This is a genomic window from Myroides odoratimimus (genome assembly GCF_038039805.1).
GTDB lineage: Bacteria > Bacteroidota > Bacteroidia > Flavobacteriales > Flavobacteriaceae > Flavobacterium > Flavobacterium odoratimimum_B.
This window is the reverse complement of record NZ_JBBPHK010000002.1, coordinates 230843-247267: the sequence shown is the minus strand read 5'-3', so window position 1 is coordinate 247267 and position 16425 is coordinate 230843. Positions and strand designations below refer to the sequence as shown.

The window sequence follows — 16425 nt, the reverse complement described above, 5'->3', positions numbered from 1 at the left end:
TATAAAAAAAAACAAGTCGCTATAACAAAGTTACAGCGACTTATTGAATTATTTAAATTATTCCCACTCAATTGTTGCAGGCGGTTTAGAACTAATATCGTAAACCACTCTGTTTACACCTTTTACGCGGTTAATTATTTTATTTGAAATTTCCATTAAGAACTCATATGGTAAGTGTACCCAATCAGCAGTCATACCATCTGTAGAAGCAACAGCTCTTAGCGCAACTACTTTTTCATAAGTACGCTCGTCACCCATTACACCTACACTATTCACAGGAAGAAGGATTGCTCCTGCTTGCCATACAGAATTATATAGACCGTGTTCTTTAAGTCCTTCAATAAAGATAGCATCTACTTCTTGTAATAATCTTACTTTTTCTTGCGTAATATCACCTAAGATTCTAATAGCAAGACCTGGTCCTGGGAAAGGATGTCTACCTAATAACTCAGGATCAATACCTAAAGAAGCTCCTACTCTACGTACTTCATCTTTAAATAGCATACGCAAAGGTTCTACTACTTTTAATTTCATAAAGTCAGGCAAACCTCCTACGTTATGGTGTGATTTAATAGTAGCTGATGGTCCTTTTACAGAGATAGACTCGATTACATCAGGGTAAATAGTACCTTGACCTAAGAAAGTTGCATCCTCAATTAATTTAGATTCATCATCAAATACATCAATAAATGACTTACCAATAGCTTTACGTTTCTGCTCTGGGTCTTCTAGACCTGCTAAAGCTTCCATAAAGCGATCAGTAGCATCTACTCCTTTTACGTTTAATCCCATTCCATTATATTGGTTTAATACATTCTGGAACTCGTTTTTACGTAATAATCCATTATTTACAAAGATACAGTGTAAATTCTCTCCAATAGCTTTGTGTAATAATACTGCAGCTACTGTAGAATCTACTCCTCCAGATAAAGCTAAAACAACCTTCTCTGTTCCGATCTTATTTCTTAAATCTGTAATTGTTTCTTCAACAAAAGCATTTGGAGTAAAGTCTTGACTAACACCAGCGATATCTACTAAGAAGTTTTTCAACAGCTGTGCTCCATCTGTAGAATGATAAACCTCTGGGTGAAACTGAATAGCGTAAGTTTGTTCTCCTTCTACTTTATAAGCAGCATTTTTCACATCTTTAGTACTAGCTAACAATACCCCATTAGTAGGTAATTGTTTAATAGTATCACTGTGACTCATCCATACTTGACTATTTTGAGGAATATCTTTAAAGAAATCATCCTCTGCTATAAAGTCTAAATTCGCTCTACCATACTCACGTGTATCAGATGGCGCTACTTCTCCTCCGAAGAAATGAGCCAAATACTGAGCACCATAGCACACTGCTAATAGAGGCATTTTTCCTTTAATATTCGACAAATCTGGGTGTAACGCTTCTTCTGAGCGAACTGAATAAGGACTACCTGATAAAATAACAGCTTTATATTCTGTCAAATCCTTAGGCATATCATTATAAGGTAAGATTTCGCAGAATATATTTAACTCGCGAACCCTTCTCGCAATCAACTGTGTGTATTGCGATCCAAAATCTAAAATAAGTACATTGTGTTGCATGCGCAAAAATAGTTATAATCTACGTATCTCAAAAAAGTTTTTAGATTTTCTTTCTATTTGTTCTTCCTGTCCGAAACCTAAGCTAATAATCAATAGATATTGAACACATTAGCAATTAAAAATATGTTTTATACAAGAATAAAAAGAAGTTTTTTAGGTTACTCCATCCTAGTTTATTTATATTTGCGCATGAAGGTCTACCTGTAGATCATTATTTTTTTCACCTTTAATAGAATAAACTTATATGGATTTTGGAATTTATGAAACATTAATGCTTGCCTGCTTTGTGTTATTACTAGGACACTTCGTAGTTCAAAAAGTAAACTTTTTTCAAAAATTTAATATCCCCGAACCTGTTGTAGGTGGTTTCATTGTTGCTATGTTTTCTTGGATTGCCTATTCTGTTACAGGCAAAGAATTCACTATTGATGAAAGCATTCAACAAGGAATGATGTTTATCTTCTTTTCTTCTATAGGTCTAAATGCTGATTTTAGAACACTTATAAGAGGAGGAAAAGGATTAATTATCTTCTTACTTATAGCAGCTGTATTCATTATATGTCAAAACTCACTAGGAGTTTCTTTAGCATATTTATTAGATCTTGATACTAGATTCGGGCTTATAGCTGGCTCTATTACACTTACTGGAGGACATGGTACAGCTGGTGGATGGGCAGACACTTTTATGACTAGCAACAATCCACTTATAGGAGCTAAAGACATCGGAATGGCATGTGCTACATTTGGTTTAATCCTTGGAGGGACGATTGGTGGTCCATTAGCCTACAAGCTATTGCGCAAGAATAACTACCAAGAATTATCTCCTGAAAAAATTCAAGAACACGAAGAAACACACGAGATATCTGTTCCTTCTGTAGTAACAGATAAGAAAGTGAATTACAAGAGCGTTATGCTTACCATCACTCTTCTATCTATCTGTTTAGTATTAGGCCAATACTTATCAGATTGGAATGCTCAGTATAAATTCAAATTACCTACTTTCGTATGGTGTTTATTCATCGGAGTAGTAATCAGGAATATACTACCACATCTCTTTAAAGTAAAAATGCATGACGAATCTATTGAAATACTAGGTAATGCAGGTCTTTCTATATTCTTAGCTTGTGCACTAATGTCTTTAAAAATGTGGACTATCACAGAACTTGCTTTACCTATCTTACTTATTTTAGTAGTACAGGTATGTTTAATGCTTGCATTTGCTTACTTTATCACCTATAGAGCTATGGGCAAAGATTATGATGCTATCGTATTAAGCGCTGGACACTGTGGATTCGGATTAGGAGCAACAGCAACAGCTGTAGCAAATATTCAAGCTGTAACAAGCCGCTTCGGTCCATCGCCAAAAGCCTTCCTAATTATCCCTATGGTAGGAGCATTCTTTATAGACATTTTGAATGCACTAATTCTAAATGTATTCGTTACTTTTTTATAGTAATCAGAATGTAGAAAACAAAACATAACAAAAAAGGCTACTTAACTCAAGTTAAGTAGCCTTTTTTGTTGATAATACGTCTCTAAAGTTATCGCGCATTTGTAATCCATGACGAGATAATCCATTAACTATATCGTTGAATCAATCGTTCTAATTTATCTTCAATCTCCTCTTCCACCACACCTCCGTGATAACATATAATACGCTCTGGTTTTAGTTCTTTCATCTTCCTAACAGAAGCTAAAGCTGCCCCCATATCCAGAGTAAACTGAGGGTTAGCGATATTAAACTCTCCTTCTTCAACCACAATAGCGTCTGCAGCAATTAATGTCTTACTCTCTGTATCAAAGAATGAAATATGTCCTTTCGTATGACCTGGTGTGGCTATAACCTGTAATGTATCTTTAAAGAACTGTCCATCCTCTAAAGTTTGAGTAACTTCAAAATGCTGAATAGTTTCAAGTTGTTTAATAAAGTCATTTACCCTTCCTTTCATCTCTTCAGGGATATGAGAAAGGCTTTCCCTAACCTGGACAAGACGCTCAGACTCCACTCGACCAGAAACAGAGTCAGCCTCTAGAGCGCTACTGATAACCTCTAGAGAAACATATTCCTCTTTAAATTTATGCAATCCTTCTAAATGATCAATATCATCATGAGAGATAATAATTCCCTTTAAGTCAGCTATCATTAGTCCTAAATGCATTAACTCTTGTTTAAACTCAGAGAAATTATAAGTAAAACCACAATCTATCAAATAAGAAGTCCCATCTGCAAACCCTACTACCACAGGGTTAAAAATAGCCGGTTCCCCCTCTGCTGATTTAGCATTGATATGCAATATATCTATATTCATTGTTTTTGTTTTTTTTGAAACCGTGAAATCGTCTTTTTGTGAAATCGTGAAACCGTGATGTCTCGTCTCTTCCCTGTTCCCTAGAGCAGCGCCTCTCTAGTAAGCGAAGTAAAACGGAGCGCACGACATCACAAAAAAAAGCCTAACTAGAAAACTAATTAGGCCTTTACTATTTTAATTAGCGAACTAATTTTTTATATTTCAAACGAGTTGGAGCTACATCCCCTAAACGTTTCTTACGATTCTCTTCATAATCAGAGAATGATCCTTCAAAGAAATACACTTGAGAATCTCCTTCAAAAGCTAAGATATGCGTACAGATACGGTCTAAGAACCAACGGTCATGGGAAATAACCACTGCACATCCAGCAAAGTTCTCAAGACCTTCCTCTAGCGCACGTAGTGTATTTACATCCAAGTCATTCGTAGGCTCATCTAGTAGCAATACGTTACCTTCTTCTCTTAATGTCATTGCTAGGTGAAGACGGTTACGTTCTCCTCCAGAAAGCGTTGATACCTTTTTATTTTGTTCAGAACCACCGAAGTTAAATCTACTCAAATAAGCACGAGAATTCACTTGACGCCCCCCCATCATGATCAACTCTTGACCATCACAGAAGTTCTCCCAAATAGATTTCTCTGGGTCAATATTAGAGTGCGCTTGATCCACATAAGCGATCTTAACCGTATCTCCGATAGCAAATGTACCTGCATCAGGTTGTTGTTCTCCCATAATCATACGGAAGATAGTAGACTTACCAGCACCATTAGGCCCGATAATACCTACAATACCAGCTTGCGGCAAAGTGAAGTTTAAATCATCATATAACAATTTATCTCCGAAAGCCTTCGCTACTCCTTTTGCTTCAATTACATTCGTTCCAAGACGAGGACCATTAGGGATATAAATCTCTAATTTCTCTTCTAGGACTTTTTGATCTTCGTTTAATAACTTATCGTAGTTCTGTAACCTCGCTTTTTGTTTTGTTTGACGACCTTTAGCACCTTGACGTACCCAGTCTAACTCGCGCTCTAAGTTCTTACGACGCTTAGAAGCTACCTTCTCCTCTTGAGCTAATCTTGTAGACTTTTGATCTAACCAAGAAGAATAGTTTCCTTTCCATGGAATACCTTCTCCTCTATCTAACTCTAGAATCCATCCTGCTACGTTATCTAAGAAATAACGATCGTGCGTTACAGCGATTACTGTTCCTGAGTACTGTTGTAAGTGTTGCTCTAACCAGTGTACAGACTCCGCATCTAAGTGGTTAGTAGGCTCATCTAATAATAATACATCTGGGTTTTGTAATAACAAACGACATAAAGCAACTCTACGACGCTCTCCACCAGAAAGAATATTAATAGGAGTATCAGGCTCTGGCGTACGCAAAGCATCCATAGCGATAGCTAGCTTTGTATCTAGCTCCCATCCTCCTACAGCATCTATTTTATCTTGTAGCTCAGCTTGTCTATCCATCAGTTTCTGCATTTTATCTGCATCTTCATACACTTCTGGCAAACCAAACATATCATTTATCTGATTGAATTCATCTAAGATTGCTACCGTTTCAGCAGCTCCTTCTCTAACGATTTCGATAACAGTCTTTGTTTCATCTAATTGCGGTTCTTGTTCTAAATACCCAACAGTGTATCCTGGTGCAAATACCACATCACCTTGATAGTTTTTATCAACTCCAGCGATAATCTTTAACAATGAAGATTTACCTGAACCATTTAGACCTAAAATACCAATTTTAGCCCCGTAGAAAAAGCTTAAATAAATATCTTTTAATACAGTCTTATTTGTCGATGAGTAAGTTTTACTCACTTTTGACATCGAAAAAATTACCTTTTTATCGTCTGACATAAAGTAAAATATATTGAATTTATTGATTACTAAGCTATAAGCATTCTATAGCATATTAGCCAAAAATAGTATTAATTAAGGAGATTCGGAAATGTGTTCTATATTTTTTTGATTTTGTCTTCATTACCTAGTATAGCTTAAAAAATATCTGCACGATCTGATTTATCATTGACCTCATAAGACCTTATCTCTCTAAAGAACTATATAGAATAATATTACTATTAAAGGACCATTATTTAAAAAATTCATTATTTCACATTGAATAAACCTAAAATACGCACAAGACAACAATATTTACAAAACATTAACAATAAAAACACACAATTAGTCCTATAAATAGTTGTTTTTATCACTTTTAAACTCTATCTTAGAGACAACTTTAAAAAACTCACATATATGACAGAAAATTTACTTTTTGCAAAGAGTGAAACTTGTGAAAACAATCACGAGAATCACTACTATGACCCATCAATAGATGCTTACGTTTGCTCAACATGCAACGCAATTTCACCAGCAAATTCTATTTATGATTTCGAAGAGAAAGCAGACGATGAATACGAATTGCATATTGGAATCTAAGGTCAACTGAATCTTGTAATTAACTCTAATGTGAGAGATTTAATTACAAGATTTTTTTATTTCCCCTACTTTGAAGGGGTGTCTGAAAAACAGGGTGGTTTCTCCTACACTTCAGAGATATATAAATCACAATGTGATTTATCCTTACTTTGAATTATTTACTCTACTTAAAATAAAACTAAAGAGCCTACTTCTTCCTTCTTAAGATATGATAAACCTTATAGTCCTTCGTCACTACTTTCTTGCTCCAGTCCACTATATGTTTTCCTTCCTCTAATACTCTCATCATTTTAACTACTAAATAATCATAAACAGTAGTAAATAGAATCACTACTACACCAATGTATAAAGTGCGTAAATGAAGGTACTCAAAGCAAAATGCTGCGGTAATCCCGCCTACCCCAAACGAAAAGACAATAGCCACTTTAAGTCCTATATGTGAAAGCAAAAGATTGCGGAGGTTCGTTCTCATTAGACTAAACAATAACCTCGCCGTTTCAATACCTAAATCGGTTACTATTCCTGTAATATGAGTAGTCCTTACAACCGCCTTAGAGATAAAGGTCACTAGAGAATTCTGTAATCCCATCGCAAATAACAACACATAGGCAACCTTCATCGGATATTGGGATAAAACATCACCTTCGAGATAAGCCACTCCTCCTAATAATATAGCCTCTAGTATCAAGGGCACAGTAAAATAAACCTTACGCCAAATCAACTTCTGCAACTGTAAGATCACGTGAGATGTAAAAGAGCCTAAGAAAAACGAAACCAATAACAACACTGATTTCAGAATAGCTTGTTTATTAAAGGTAAGTACCTCCTGAGCAAAATTAGATAGATACCCTGTCACATTGGTTGTCATGAGCTTTAAAGCCAAAAAACCACATACATTCACCACGCCTCCTACAAATGATAACAACACTGCTAAACGCAGATTTTGCATAAAACTTCTCTCCCTACCTCTGTGTGATAACATAAATTTATAAATTACTCCTACTCAAAACTATAATATAACAAATTTAAAGAGAATTACAAATATATGGTGTGTGGTTAGAAATTTATATAGTAACTTAGAAAATCAATAAACACATATCAAAAAAGCTATTAGGGATTCAATTTTTAAAACTAGCGATATTCTCATAACTTAAGCTATGAAGATATTTTCATTCTGTACATAAGAAGAACAACAAGAATATAAAAGGAGCATCCTTCGACAAAAGCCTCATTTACCCCAGTAAAGTCCTAGTATTGTCCTACAACTGTCCAAGGATTCAAGAAGAATCCTTGATTTTACAGGGGTTAAGAGCTATATAACGTTGAGTACAACAACAACTCGTTTCTAAACAAACAACTGATTACCAGTTGATTAAACAAAAACAAGCTTAAAAAAAAGTATACAATTTTTTGCTTTTCAAGCCTAAATTCACTGAAATGAGAAGAAAATAAAGAAAAAATAGACTCCTTTTAGGGTAAAAATAAGATTTTTTGATGATAAATAGGTGCTTTTTAAAAAAAATGAAGACATTTTTTTAAATAAGGTTGAGGAATTTCTTAGTTGAAATTGGATAGATATACTGGATGATTATATATCACGGATTACAAATCCGCGATAACACAAACGTAGCGATTGCCTGATATACGTAACTAACGCCTGAAGGACTAAGATTCGTAATTATTAATTTGAAATTCGTAATTCCTTAAGGGGGATGGGATCTTTCGTTACACTCAAGAAGACATACTAAACGGATATATATCACGTATTAAAAATCAACGATAATGAGACGTAATGTACGTACCTAAAGCCTGAAAGGCTAAGATTCGTAATTATTAATTTGAAATTCGTAATTGTTTAAAAAAGAAGAGGAGAGCATTGCTCTCCTCTTCTTTTTTAAACTTATACTCTTCCTTTTAAAGCGTTAAAAACCCATGCTATTGCAAAGAAACCGATTCCTACAGCTGTGAATCCCCACCCTGCGATTTCGGAATATTTAAATGCTCCTAGACAGATTAATAAGATACCCATCATAATCATAATCAACGTAGCATATCCTAGAATCTTATTCTTGTTTAAATTGTTCGGCATTATTTATTTATTTTAATTAAATATTTTGATTAACATCTCCTTAAGTAGTTCTCCTTGAGGCATCGCCTGAGCTCCTACTCCCTTACTTTTAAGGTCTATATCTTTTAGATGTGCAATGATACTACTGACTTGCTTCATCTTATAGATTCTAAACCCCGTTTCGTAGTCTTTTATTGCGTATTGACTCACTTTTAATTGTTTCATCACATTAGACGGTGACTTATCTTTCAGCCCATGGTATAACAAAAGCTTAGAAAAATAAGAATAAACAAGCCCCATTGTCAATACGATTGGATTATTCTTTGGGTTCTGTGCAAAGTAATTTGCAATTTTATATGCTTTGAGCTGATTGCGGTCTACAATAGCTTTAATCAATTCAAAATTATTAAAATCTTTACTTATTCCGATGTTCTTTTCTACTACTTCTGCTGTGATTTGTACTCCTTTTGGTACGATTAAAGCCAATTTATCTATCTCATTTGCTATTTTTGACAAATCTGTCCCTAAGAACTCTACTAGCATTGCAGAAGCTTTAGGATCTATACTATACCCTTTTGCAGTAAGTAGTTTCTTAAGCCAAGCTTCTATCTGATACTCTTTTAACTTCTTACTTTCAAATATGATACCAGACTTCTCTATCGCCTTATAAATCTTCTTTCTTTTGTCTAATGTTTTGTACTTATAGCAGAATACTAATACGGTAGATGGTTGTACTTGTGTAGCATAAGATTCTAATTGATCGATAGAACGTGCTAACTCTTGAGCTTCTTTAACGATGACCACTTGCTTTTCTGCCATTAGAGGGAATCGCTTTGCATTAGAAACAATGTCTTGAATAGTAACATCTCGCCCATATAATACCATTTGATTAAACCCCTTCTCTTCTTCTGTCAATAGATTATCTTCAATATACTCAGAGATTTTATCAATATAATACGGTTCTTCCCCCATCAAAAAATATATAGGAGCAGCATTCCCTGCCTTTATATTCTTTATTATGTCCTTTACTTGATCCAAAATATTAGTTTTAAATATTGCTCAATACCAGTAGAAAAAAAATATCTTTGCTTTATGCAAAGACTGAATTTCCCACCGTTTGATTTTCGTTTCAAAAATAGTGAAAATAAGCTATCTATTTTTGATGTTATCCGTAAAAAGTTTATTCAGCTTACTCCTGAGGAATGGGTAAGACAGCATGTAGTACATGATTTGATCTATACTAAAGGTTATCCTCTTTCCCTCATCAGTGTAGAGAAAGTAGTGAGAATTAATGGAATGACGAAACGATATGATGTGGTGATTTTTAGACCTAATGGTGAAATCTTTATGCTCATAGAGTGTAAAGCACCTGAGATAAAAATTACCCAAACAACATTTGATCAGATTGCTCGTTATAATTTTCAATTAAGATCAACCTATCTGTATGTCACCAATGGGCTAAATCATTACTACTGTCAAATGGATTACGAAAATAGTAAATATGTGTTCTTAAGAGAATTGCCAAATTATAATGAGGAATTAGGAATGAAGAATTAGTTGACAGTGAACGGTTGACAGTTTACAGCATTGCCCTAAGGGCATAATGTACTTAGATGATGTGGTACACTATATATTGATAACATATACTAGACAACATCACGACATCACAAAAAAACGATTTCACACAAAAGAAAAACAAAACAAATGAATAAAAAGTTTGCCGTAGCTATTTTAAATTGGAATGGAGAGCAGTTGTTAAGACAGTTTCTTCCTTCTGTTCTGAAGTATTCGGACAAAGCTAATATATATGTTATTGACAATGCTTCTACTGATCAGTCTATAGCTGTTCTGGAACAAGAATTTCCTTCTGTTCATATTATTCAAAATAAACAAAATTATGGTTTTGCACAAGGGTATAATGAAGGATTAAAAGATATTCAAGAACCTTACTTAGTTCTGCTAAATTCAGATATAGAAGTAACCGAAAACTGGTTAGACTCAGTAGAACAAATATTCGATAAACAACCTCGAGTAGCTATTGTACAGCCTAAGATTCTTGACTATAAACGCAAAACCCACTTTGAGTATGCAGGTGCTGCAGGTGGTTTTATAGATTCGTATGGATTTCCTTTTTGTAGAGGGCGTATCTTCGATACCATAGAAGAAGATAAAGGACAATACAACGATATTATAGATATATTCTGGGCATCAGGCGCTTGCTTTTTTATCCGCAATGAGGCCTACCAAAAGCTTGGAGGTTTAGATCAAGACTATTTTGCCCATCAAGAGGAAATAGATTTATGCTGGCGAGCACACCATCTAGGCTACAAGGTTAAGTACACTGGCTATTCTACTGTATATCATGTAGGTGGAGCCACTTTAAAGTACCAGAGTCCAAAGAAAACTTACCTTAACTTTAGAAATTCTCTACTTACCTTATACAAAAACCTACCTACAAATCGAAAGTTCGTTACTATCTTTTTGAGATTGTGCTTAGACGGAATAGCGGGAGTAAGATATATGCTTATGTTACAACCCAAACATTGCTTTGCAATTGTTCGTTCGCACTTTGCATTTTACAAGCGAATTTCTGCTTTCAAAAAAAAGGTATCTAAAAGCCCTATAAAAGATTATTATCGAACTAAATCAATTGTTAAATTATATTATATTCAAAAACGAAAGACTTATATTAAAGTTTTCTAATTAAAATAGTTTAGACTTTTCTTTCTATATTGCCATCTATTTGCTATATTTGACAAAACAATTCAATCATTTTTTAATTATGAAAAAAGTAGTTTTAGGATTATCTGTTTTAGCCTTGACATTAGGTTCTTGTGGAACTAAACAGAAAATTGCAGACTTAGAAGCTAAAAACAAAGAAGTACAAGATTTATTAAATACATGTACTATAAAACTAAACTCTGCTTTAGCTGAGAGAAATGCTTTCTCTAACGAGATTGAGCATTTGAAAAAGAACAACTCTGACTTATTAAGCAATATGGGTAACATGACTATGTTAACTTCTAAAGGTGCTGAAAACTTAGAGAAAACTTTGGAGAGCATGAAAGAGAAAGATCTTAAGATCACTCGTCTTCAAGATGCAATCACGAAGAAAGATTCTGTTACTTTAGCTTTAGTAAGAAGTGTGAAGAAAGAAGTTGGTTTTGATGATCCAGATATCCAAGTTAACGTAGAAAAAGGTGTAGTATACATCTCTATCGCTGACAAATTATTATTCAAAACAGCTGGTTATGAAGTAAGTTCTGAGGCTAAACGTGTATTAGCTAAAGTAGCTGCTATTGCTAAGAGCAAACCAGACTTTGAAGTAATGGTAGAAGGACATACTGATAATGTGTCTATCAAAAATGCAATGATGAGAGACAACTGGGATCTAAGTGTTAAACGTGCGGTATCTATCGTTCAAGTTTTACAAAATGACTTCCAATTAAATCCTGCTCAATTAGTTGCTTCAGGACGTGGAGAGTATGTGCCATTAGTAGAAAACGATACTCCTGAGAACAAAGCTAGAAATAGAAGAACTAGAATCGTTTTACTTCCTAAGATCGATCAATTCTACGATATGATCGAGAAAGAAATGAAAAATATGACTAAATAATTTTAGTTATTAAAAATAAAGAAAAAGGGCTATCTTAAATAAGATAGCCCTTTTTTAATTGTGAATAACGAATTCAAAATTGGTTTTCGGTTTGCAGTAATCAGTTTACAGCATTGCCCTGTGGGCATAATGTACTAAGATGATATGATACACTTTGTATTGATATAATCATCTATAACGATTACGCACTTTAACAAAAGACCAAAAACCTATTTAAGATATTCTCTCAATACATATTGTAGAATACCATCATTTTTATAATACTCTATTTCAATTAAAGAATCAAAACGAGCTTTAACTTGGAAAGAAAGAATTTCTCCATTCTCTTTTACAGCTTTTACTTCAAGTATTTTATGTGGTACTAAATCTTGTTCGATTCCTGTAATAGTGAATGTTTCTTTTCCAGTTAGACCTAACGATTCAGCTGTTTGGCCTTCTAAGAATTGTAACGGAGCTATTCCCATACCAATTAAGTTACTTCTATGAATACGCTCAAAGCTTTCTGCAATAACAGCTTTTACTCCTAATAAATAAGTTCCTTTTGCTGCCCAGTCACGAGAAGATCCACTTCCGTATTCTTTACCTGCCAAGATTATTAAAGGAGTCTTATCTTCCTGATATTTCATAGCTGTATCAAATACAGAAAGAGATTCATTCGTAGGTAAATAAGTACTATATCCTCCTTCACGTTGTGCTACTTTATTCTTAATACGCACATTGGCAAAGGTACCTCTCATCATCACTTCATGGTTACCACGTCTAGATCCATATGAGTTAAAGTCTTTTGGTTCTACTCCTTGTGACAATAAATATTTACCTGCTGCAGAACTCTCATTAAAAGCTCCTGCAGGCGAAATATGGTCTGTAGTCACTGAATCTCCTAAATACAATAATACTCTTGCATTGTGTACGTCTGCAATTGGTTTAGGTTGAGCTGGTAAGTTTTCGAAGAACGGTGCTTGTCTGATATAAGTAGATGGTTGATCCCACTCAAACTTCTGACCTGTTGGCGCTTGTAAGTTTTTCCAGTCTTGCTCCCCTTCAAAAATCACACTATATACTTGTTCAAAATCCTCTTGTTTTAAAGATTCATTAATTACTGCTCTAATCTCTTCATGCGTAGGCCATATATCTTTTAGATACACTGGTTGTCCATTAGGATCATAGTCTAAAGGATCATTAATTAAATCAATATCTACTCTACCTACAAGTGCATAAGCAACAACTAACATCGGAGACATTAAGAAGTTCATTTTTACTTGTGGGTGTACCCTAGCCTCGAAGTTTCTATTCCCTGACAATACAGATGCTACCACTAAATCGCCTTTAGTCACTGCCTCTGCTACAGGTAATGGAAGAGGTCCACTGTTACCAATACAAGAAGTACATCCGTACCCTACTGTATGGAAGCGAAGTGCCTCTAGGTCTTCTAATAAGCCAGAGCGCTGTAAATACTGAGTCACAACCTTAGACCCTGGCGCTAAACTTGTTTTAACCCATGACTTCGTTCGCAGACCTTTCTCAATCGCCTTACGAGCTACTAGTCCTGCTCCAATCATTACTTCTGGGTTAGAAGTATTCGTACAACTCGTAATAGCAGCGATAACAATACTTCCGTCTCCTATTACATACTCTTTATTCTTCTGTTTAATACGAACTGTACGCAGACTATCTTTTACAACCTCTGTCGTAGGATTAGCTACTTTATTCTCCTCATAAGCAAATTCTGTACCTGAGCCTCCTTCTGATAGCCAAGCGTGCTCTCTACGCTCTTTAGTCTCCGTGTAAGTACGATTATACTCTTGTTCTAATAAAGTAGAGAATGAAGTTGCTAAATCTTTTACTAATATTTTGTCTTGTGGTCGTTTAGGCCCAGATACTGTTGGTTCTAATGTATTTAAATCTAATTCGATTACTGTAGAATACTCAATGTTCTCTTTGCCTGTTCTCCACAACATATTATTTTTACAATAATCTTCTACCAGTTTTATCTGTTCCTCGCTTCTATTTGTAGCGCGCATATAATCTAAAGTACGATTATCAATAGGGAAATAAGTAACTGTACATCCGAACTCTGGTGACATATTAGATATAGTCGCTCTATCTGTAACAGACAGATTATCTAAGCCATCTCCAAATACCTCTACGAACTTACCTACTACTCCTACTTGTCGCAATATCTTAGTAATAGATAATACCATATCTGTAGCAGTAGCTCCTTGTGGTATTTTACCTGTTAGTTTCAATCCTATTACTTCTGGGCATGTAAAGTAAATCGGCTGACCTAGCATAGCCGCCTCTGCTTCAATACCTCCCACTCCCCATGCAATAACTCCGATACCATTCACCATAGGAGTATGTGAGTCTGTACCCACTAAAGTATCAGGGAAAGCCCAGCCGTCTCTTTCGATAACACCTTTAGCTAAATACTCTAAATTTACCTGGTGACAAATACCCATTCCTGGAGGAACTACTGTGAAGTTATTTAGCTCCTGTTGAGCCCATTTTAACAACTCATAGCGTTCAGAATTACGTTCATATTCTTTTTCTACATTTCCCTTATAAGAGTAATCTGTTCCATAATAATCTACCTGAACAGAGTGGTCAATAACTAAATCTACAGGGATTGCAGGATTAATCTTATTTCCATCTTTTCCCTGTCTAATGAACTCATCTCTCAAAGAAGCAATATCTACAACAGCAGGTACTCCTGTAAAGTCTTGCATTAAAACACGTGCTGGTTTAAAGGGAATATCTTTATCAGTACCCTTTGGATCCCAGTTAACTAGAGTGTCTAAATGCTCGTCAGTTACCACGTAACCATCGTGATTACGCAAAACATTCTCCAATAAAATTCTAATCGAAAATGGCAATCTTTCGATATTGTTACCTTTGTCTTGTAACTCTTTTAATGATGCAATCTTATACTTTGTCATAATTGTTAGTTTATAAAGGTTAAGTTACTGAAAACAAACAAGATTAGCTATTAAATGTTTATTAAAAATCTGCAAACATTATAACATTCTCTATTTATAGCTAGTAAAATAGGTTATTTTTAAAAATTAGTATATTGGTAATTTGACTCTTATATTTTTAGATAATCTACACTTTTTTAATACACAACTACTAGTGTCAAAACAACCAATAATACTTTATTGTTCACATAGTAATTTATACCTCTCCATAACCGTTAATATTTTTAAAATGACCTTTGGAAAACTCATATAGTTCGCTTATACAATTTTTAAAGTAATTTCAATTTAACTCTTAAAACATTATTCTATACTCAATTTTATATTCTTTAAAACATTATTAAACACATCATCACTATTATAAAATAATTTTATTGTAGATATCATATACTATCATTTTATTTTTATTTTTTTTAATAATTTAATTACAAATTATCGTACATTTAATAACACCAACAACTAGTATAATGAAAACAATTGACAAGAATTTTGTAGACTTTGATATAATAGGAGATATTCATGGACATAGTAATGATCTAAAACAATTACTGTCTGCTTTAGGTTATTCTAACAAAAAAGGTTATTACCAACATCCTGAGCGAAAAGTACTGTTCGTAGGGGACTATATAGATAGAGGAATTAACATTATCGAAGTTTTAGACATCGTAAAAAAAATGGTAGACAATGGAGAAGCTATTGCCTTAATGGGAAATCACGAGTACAACGCAATCTGCTATAACACTCTATCTGCTAATGGGGAATACCTTAGAGAGCATACGCCTAAAAATTTTAATCAACATGCTGTGACTATGGCTGCATTTATGCAAGTGCCTAATATGTATAAAATGTATATAGAATGGTTTAAATCTCTTCCTTTATTTTATGAAAACGATGCTTTTAGAGCTGTTCATGCATGTTGGGAAGATCAACATATTAATTACTTAAAAAATAGACTTATTAATAATTGTATTACTAATGATTTATTAGAGGAGGCTAACACAGAAGGAACAGAATTATTTAATGCCATAGAAACAACATTAAAAGGTAAAGAAGCTAAAATGCCCACAGGAATGTCCTTTATAGATAAGGATCGTATACTACGCACTGAGTTTAGAACCAAATGGTGGGAAGATCCAAAAGAAATGACATATAACTCTATAAGTGTACACCCTATACAAGAACTTCCTCATACACCTTTTGAGTTTGAGAGTGATAATTTTTATAAAATCATTGAGAAACCTGTATTTTTCGGTCACTATTGGATGAAACACAAGGCAGGTACTAGACCTAGTATCATCAAAGATAATGTATGTTGTGTTGATTTTAGCGTTGCTAAAGGAGACGGGATACTTGTCTGCTACAGATATAGTGGAGAAGACAAGTTAGATTCTAAGCAACTCGTCTTCGTAAAATAACGTCAAACTTTCTCT

13 protein-coding genes are annotated in these 16425 nt (G+C 34.3%); 6 read left to right on the top strand and 7 right to left on the bottom strand.

The features are described 5' to 3' along the window. Positions 1-57: 57 nt before the first annotated feature. Positions 58-1584, bottom strand: coding sequence for a glutamine-hydrolyzing GMP synthase (guaA, locus tag AABL85_RS02990; RefSeq protein ID WP_341309143.1), 1527 nt, complete (start codon positions 1582-1584; stop codon positions 58-60). A gap of 244 nt (positions 1585-1828) precedes the next feature. Here guaA and gltS point away from each other — a divergent pair, with 244 nt between their 5' ends. Continuing rightward, positions 1829-3037 (top strand): sodium/glutamate symporter, encoded by a 1209-nt coding sequence (gltS, locus tag AABL85_RS02985; RefSeq protein ID WP_341309142.1) that lies wholly within the window; start codon positions 1829-1831, stop codon positions 3035-3037. Positions 3038-3161: 124 nt separating this feature from the next. Here the strand turns inward: gltS and AABL85_RS02980 are convergent, their stop codons facing one another. Both AABL85_RS02980 and ettA read right to left on the bottom strand, forming a co-directional pair. Then, the gene (locus AABL85_RS02980) at positions 3162-3893 is read right to left on the bottom strand and encodes an MBL fold metallo-hydrolase (RefSeq protein WP_341309141.1); all 732 of its coding nucleotides are present in this window, start codon (positions 3891-3893) and stop codon (positions 3162-3164) included. 178 nt (positions 3894-4071) lie between these two features. Continuing rightward, on the bottom strand, positions 4072-5760 hold the full coding sequence (gene ettA, locus AABL85_RS02975; protein ID WP_041891189.1) for an energy-dependent translational throttle protein EttA: 1689 nt from the start codon (positions 5758-5760) through the stop codon (positions 4072-4074). Positions 5761-6156: 396 nt separating this feature from the next. On the opposite strand from ettA, the gene AABL85_RS02970 reads away from it, so the two are divergent. Then, complete coding sequence (locus tag AABL85_RS02970; protein ID WP_006261104.1) at positions 6157-6339, top strand: hypothetical protein; 183 nt, start codon at positions 6157-6159, stop codon at positions 6337-6339. A gap of 187 nt (positions 6340-6526) precedes the next feature. On the opposite strand, the gene AABL85_RS02965 is transcribed toward AABL85_RS02970, so the two are convergent. The 3 genes from AABL85_RS02965 to holA all read right to left on the bottom strand — a co-directional run bounded on the left by AABL85_RS02965 (position 6527) and on the right by holA (position 9445). Beyond that, on the bottom strand, positions 6527-7321 hold the full coding sequence (locus tag AABL85_RS02965; protein WP_341309140.1) for a YoaK family protein: 795 nt from the start codon (positions 7319-7321) through the stop codon (positions 6527-6529). 918 nt (positions 7322-8239) lie between these two features. Continuing rightward, positions 8240-8428, bottom strand: a complete 189-nt coding sequence (locus AABL85_RS02960) for a CAL67264 family membrane protein (protein ID WP_006259008.1) — start codon at positions 8426-8428, stop codon at positions 8240-8242. A gap of 12 nt (positions 8429-8440) precedes the next feature. Further along, on the bottom strand, positions 8441-9445 hold the full coding sequence (holA, locus tag AABL85_RS02955; protein ID WP_341309139.1) for a DNA polymerase III subunit delta: 1005 nt from the start codon (positions 9443-9445) through the stop codon (positions 8441-8443). Positions 9446-9499: 54 nt separating this feature from the next. Here holA and AABL85_RS02950 point away from each other — a divergent pair, with 54 nt between their 5' ends. The 3 genes from AABL85_RS02950 (at position 9500) to AABL85_RS02940 (ending at position 12023) form a co-directional block, all read left to right on the top strand. After that, a complete protein-coding gene (locus AABL85_RS02950) occupies positions 9500-9964 on the top strand; it encodes a type I restriction enzyme HsdR N-terminal domain-containing protein (protein WP_006259010.1) in 465 nt (154 codons plus the stop codon). A gap of 147 nt (positions 9965-10111) precedes the next feature. Next, the gene (locus AABL85_RS02945; protein WP_341309138.1) at positions 10112-11110 is read left to right on the top strand and encodes a glycosyltransferase family 2 protein; all 999 of its coding nucleotides are present in this window, start codon (positions 10112-10114) and stop codon (positions 11108-11110) included. Positions 11111-11189: 79 nt separating this feature from the next. Next, a complete protein-coding gene (locus AABL85_RS02940; RefSeq protein ID WP_341309137.1) occupies positions 11190-12023 on the top strand; it encodes an OmpA/MotB family protein in 834 nt (277 codons plus the stop codon). A gap of 209 nt (positions 12024-12232) precedes the next feature. On the opposite strand, the gene acnA is transcribed toward AABL85_RS02940, so the two are convergent. After that, the gene (gene acnA / locus AABL85_RS02935) at positions 12233-14959 is read right to left on the bottom strand and encodes an aconitate hydratase AcnA (protein WP_341309136.1); all 2727 of its coding nucleotides are present in this window, start codon (positions 14957-14959) and stop codon (positions 12233-12235) included. A 503-nt stretch (positions 14960-15462) separates the two neighbouring features. Here acnA and AABL85_RS02930 point away from each other — a divergent pair. Then, complete coding sequence (locus tag AABL85_RS02930) at positions 15463-16410, top strand: metallophosphoesterase (RefSeq protein ID WP_341309135.1); 948 nt, start codon at positions 15463-15465, stop codon at positions 16408-16410. Positions 16411-16425: the final 15 nt, after the last annotated feature.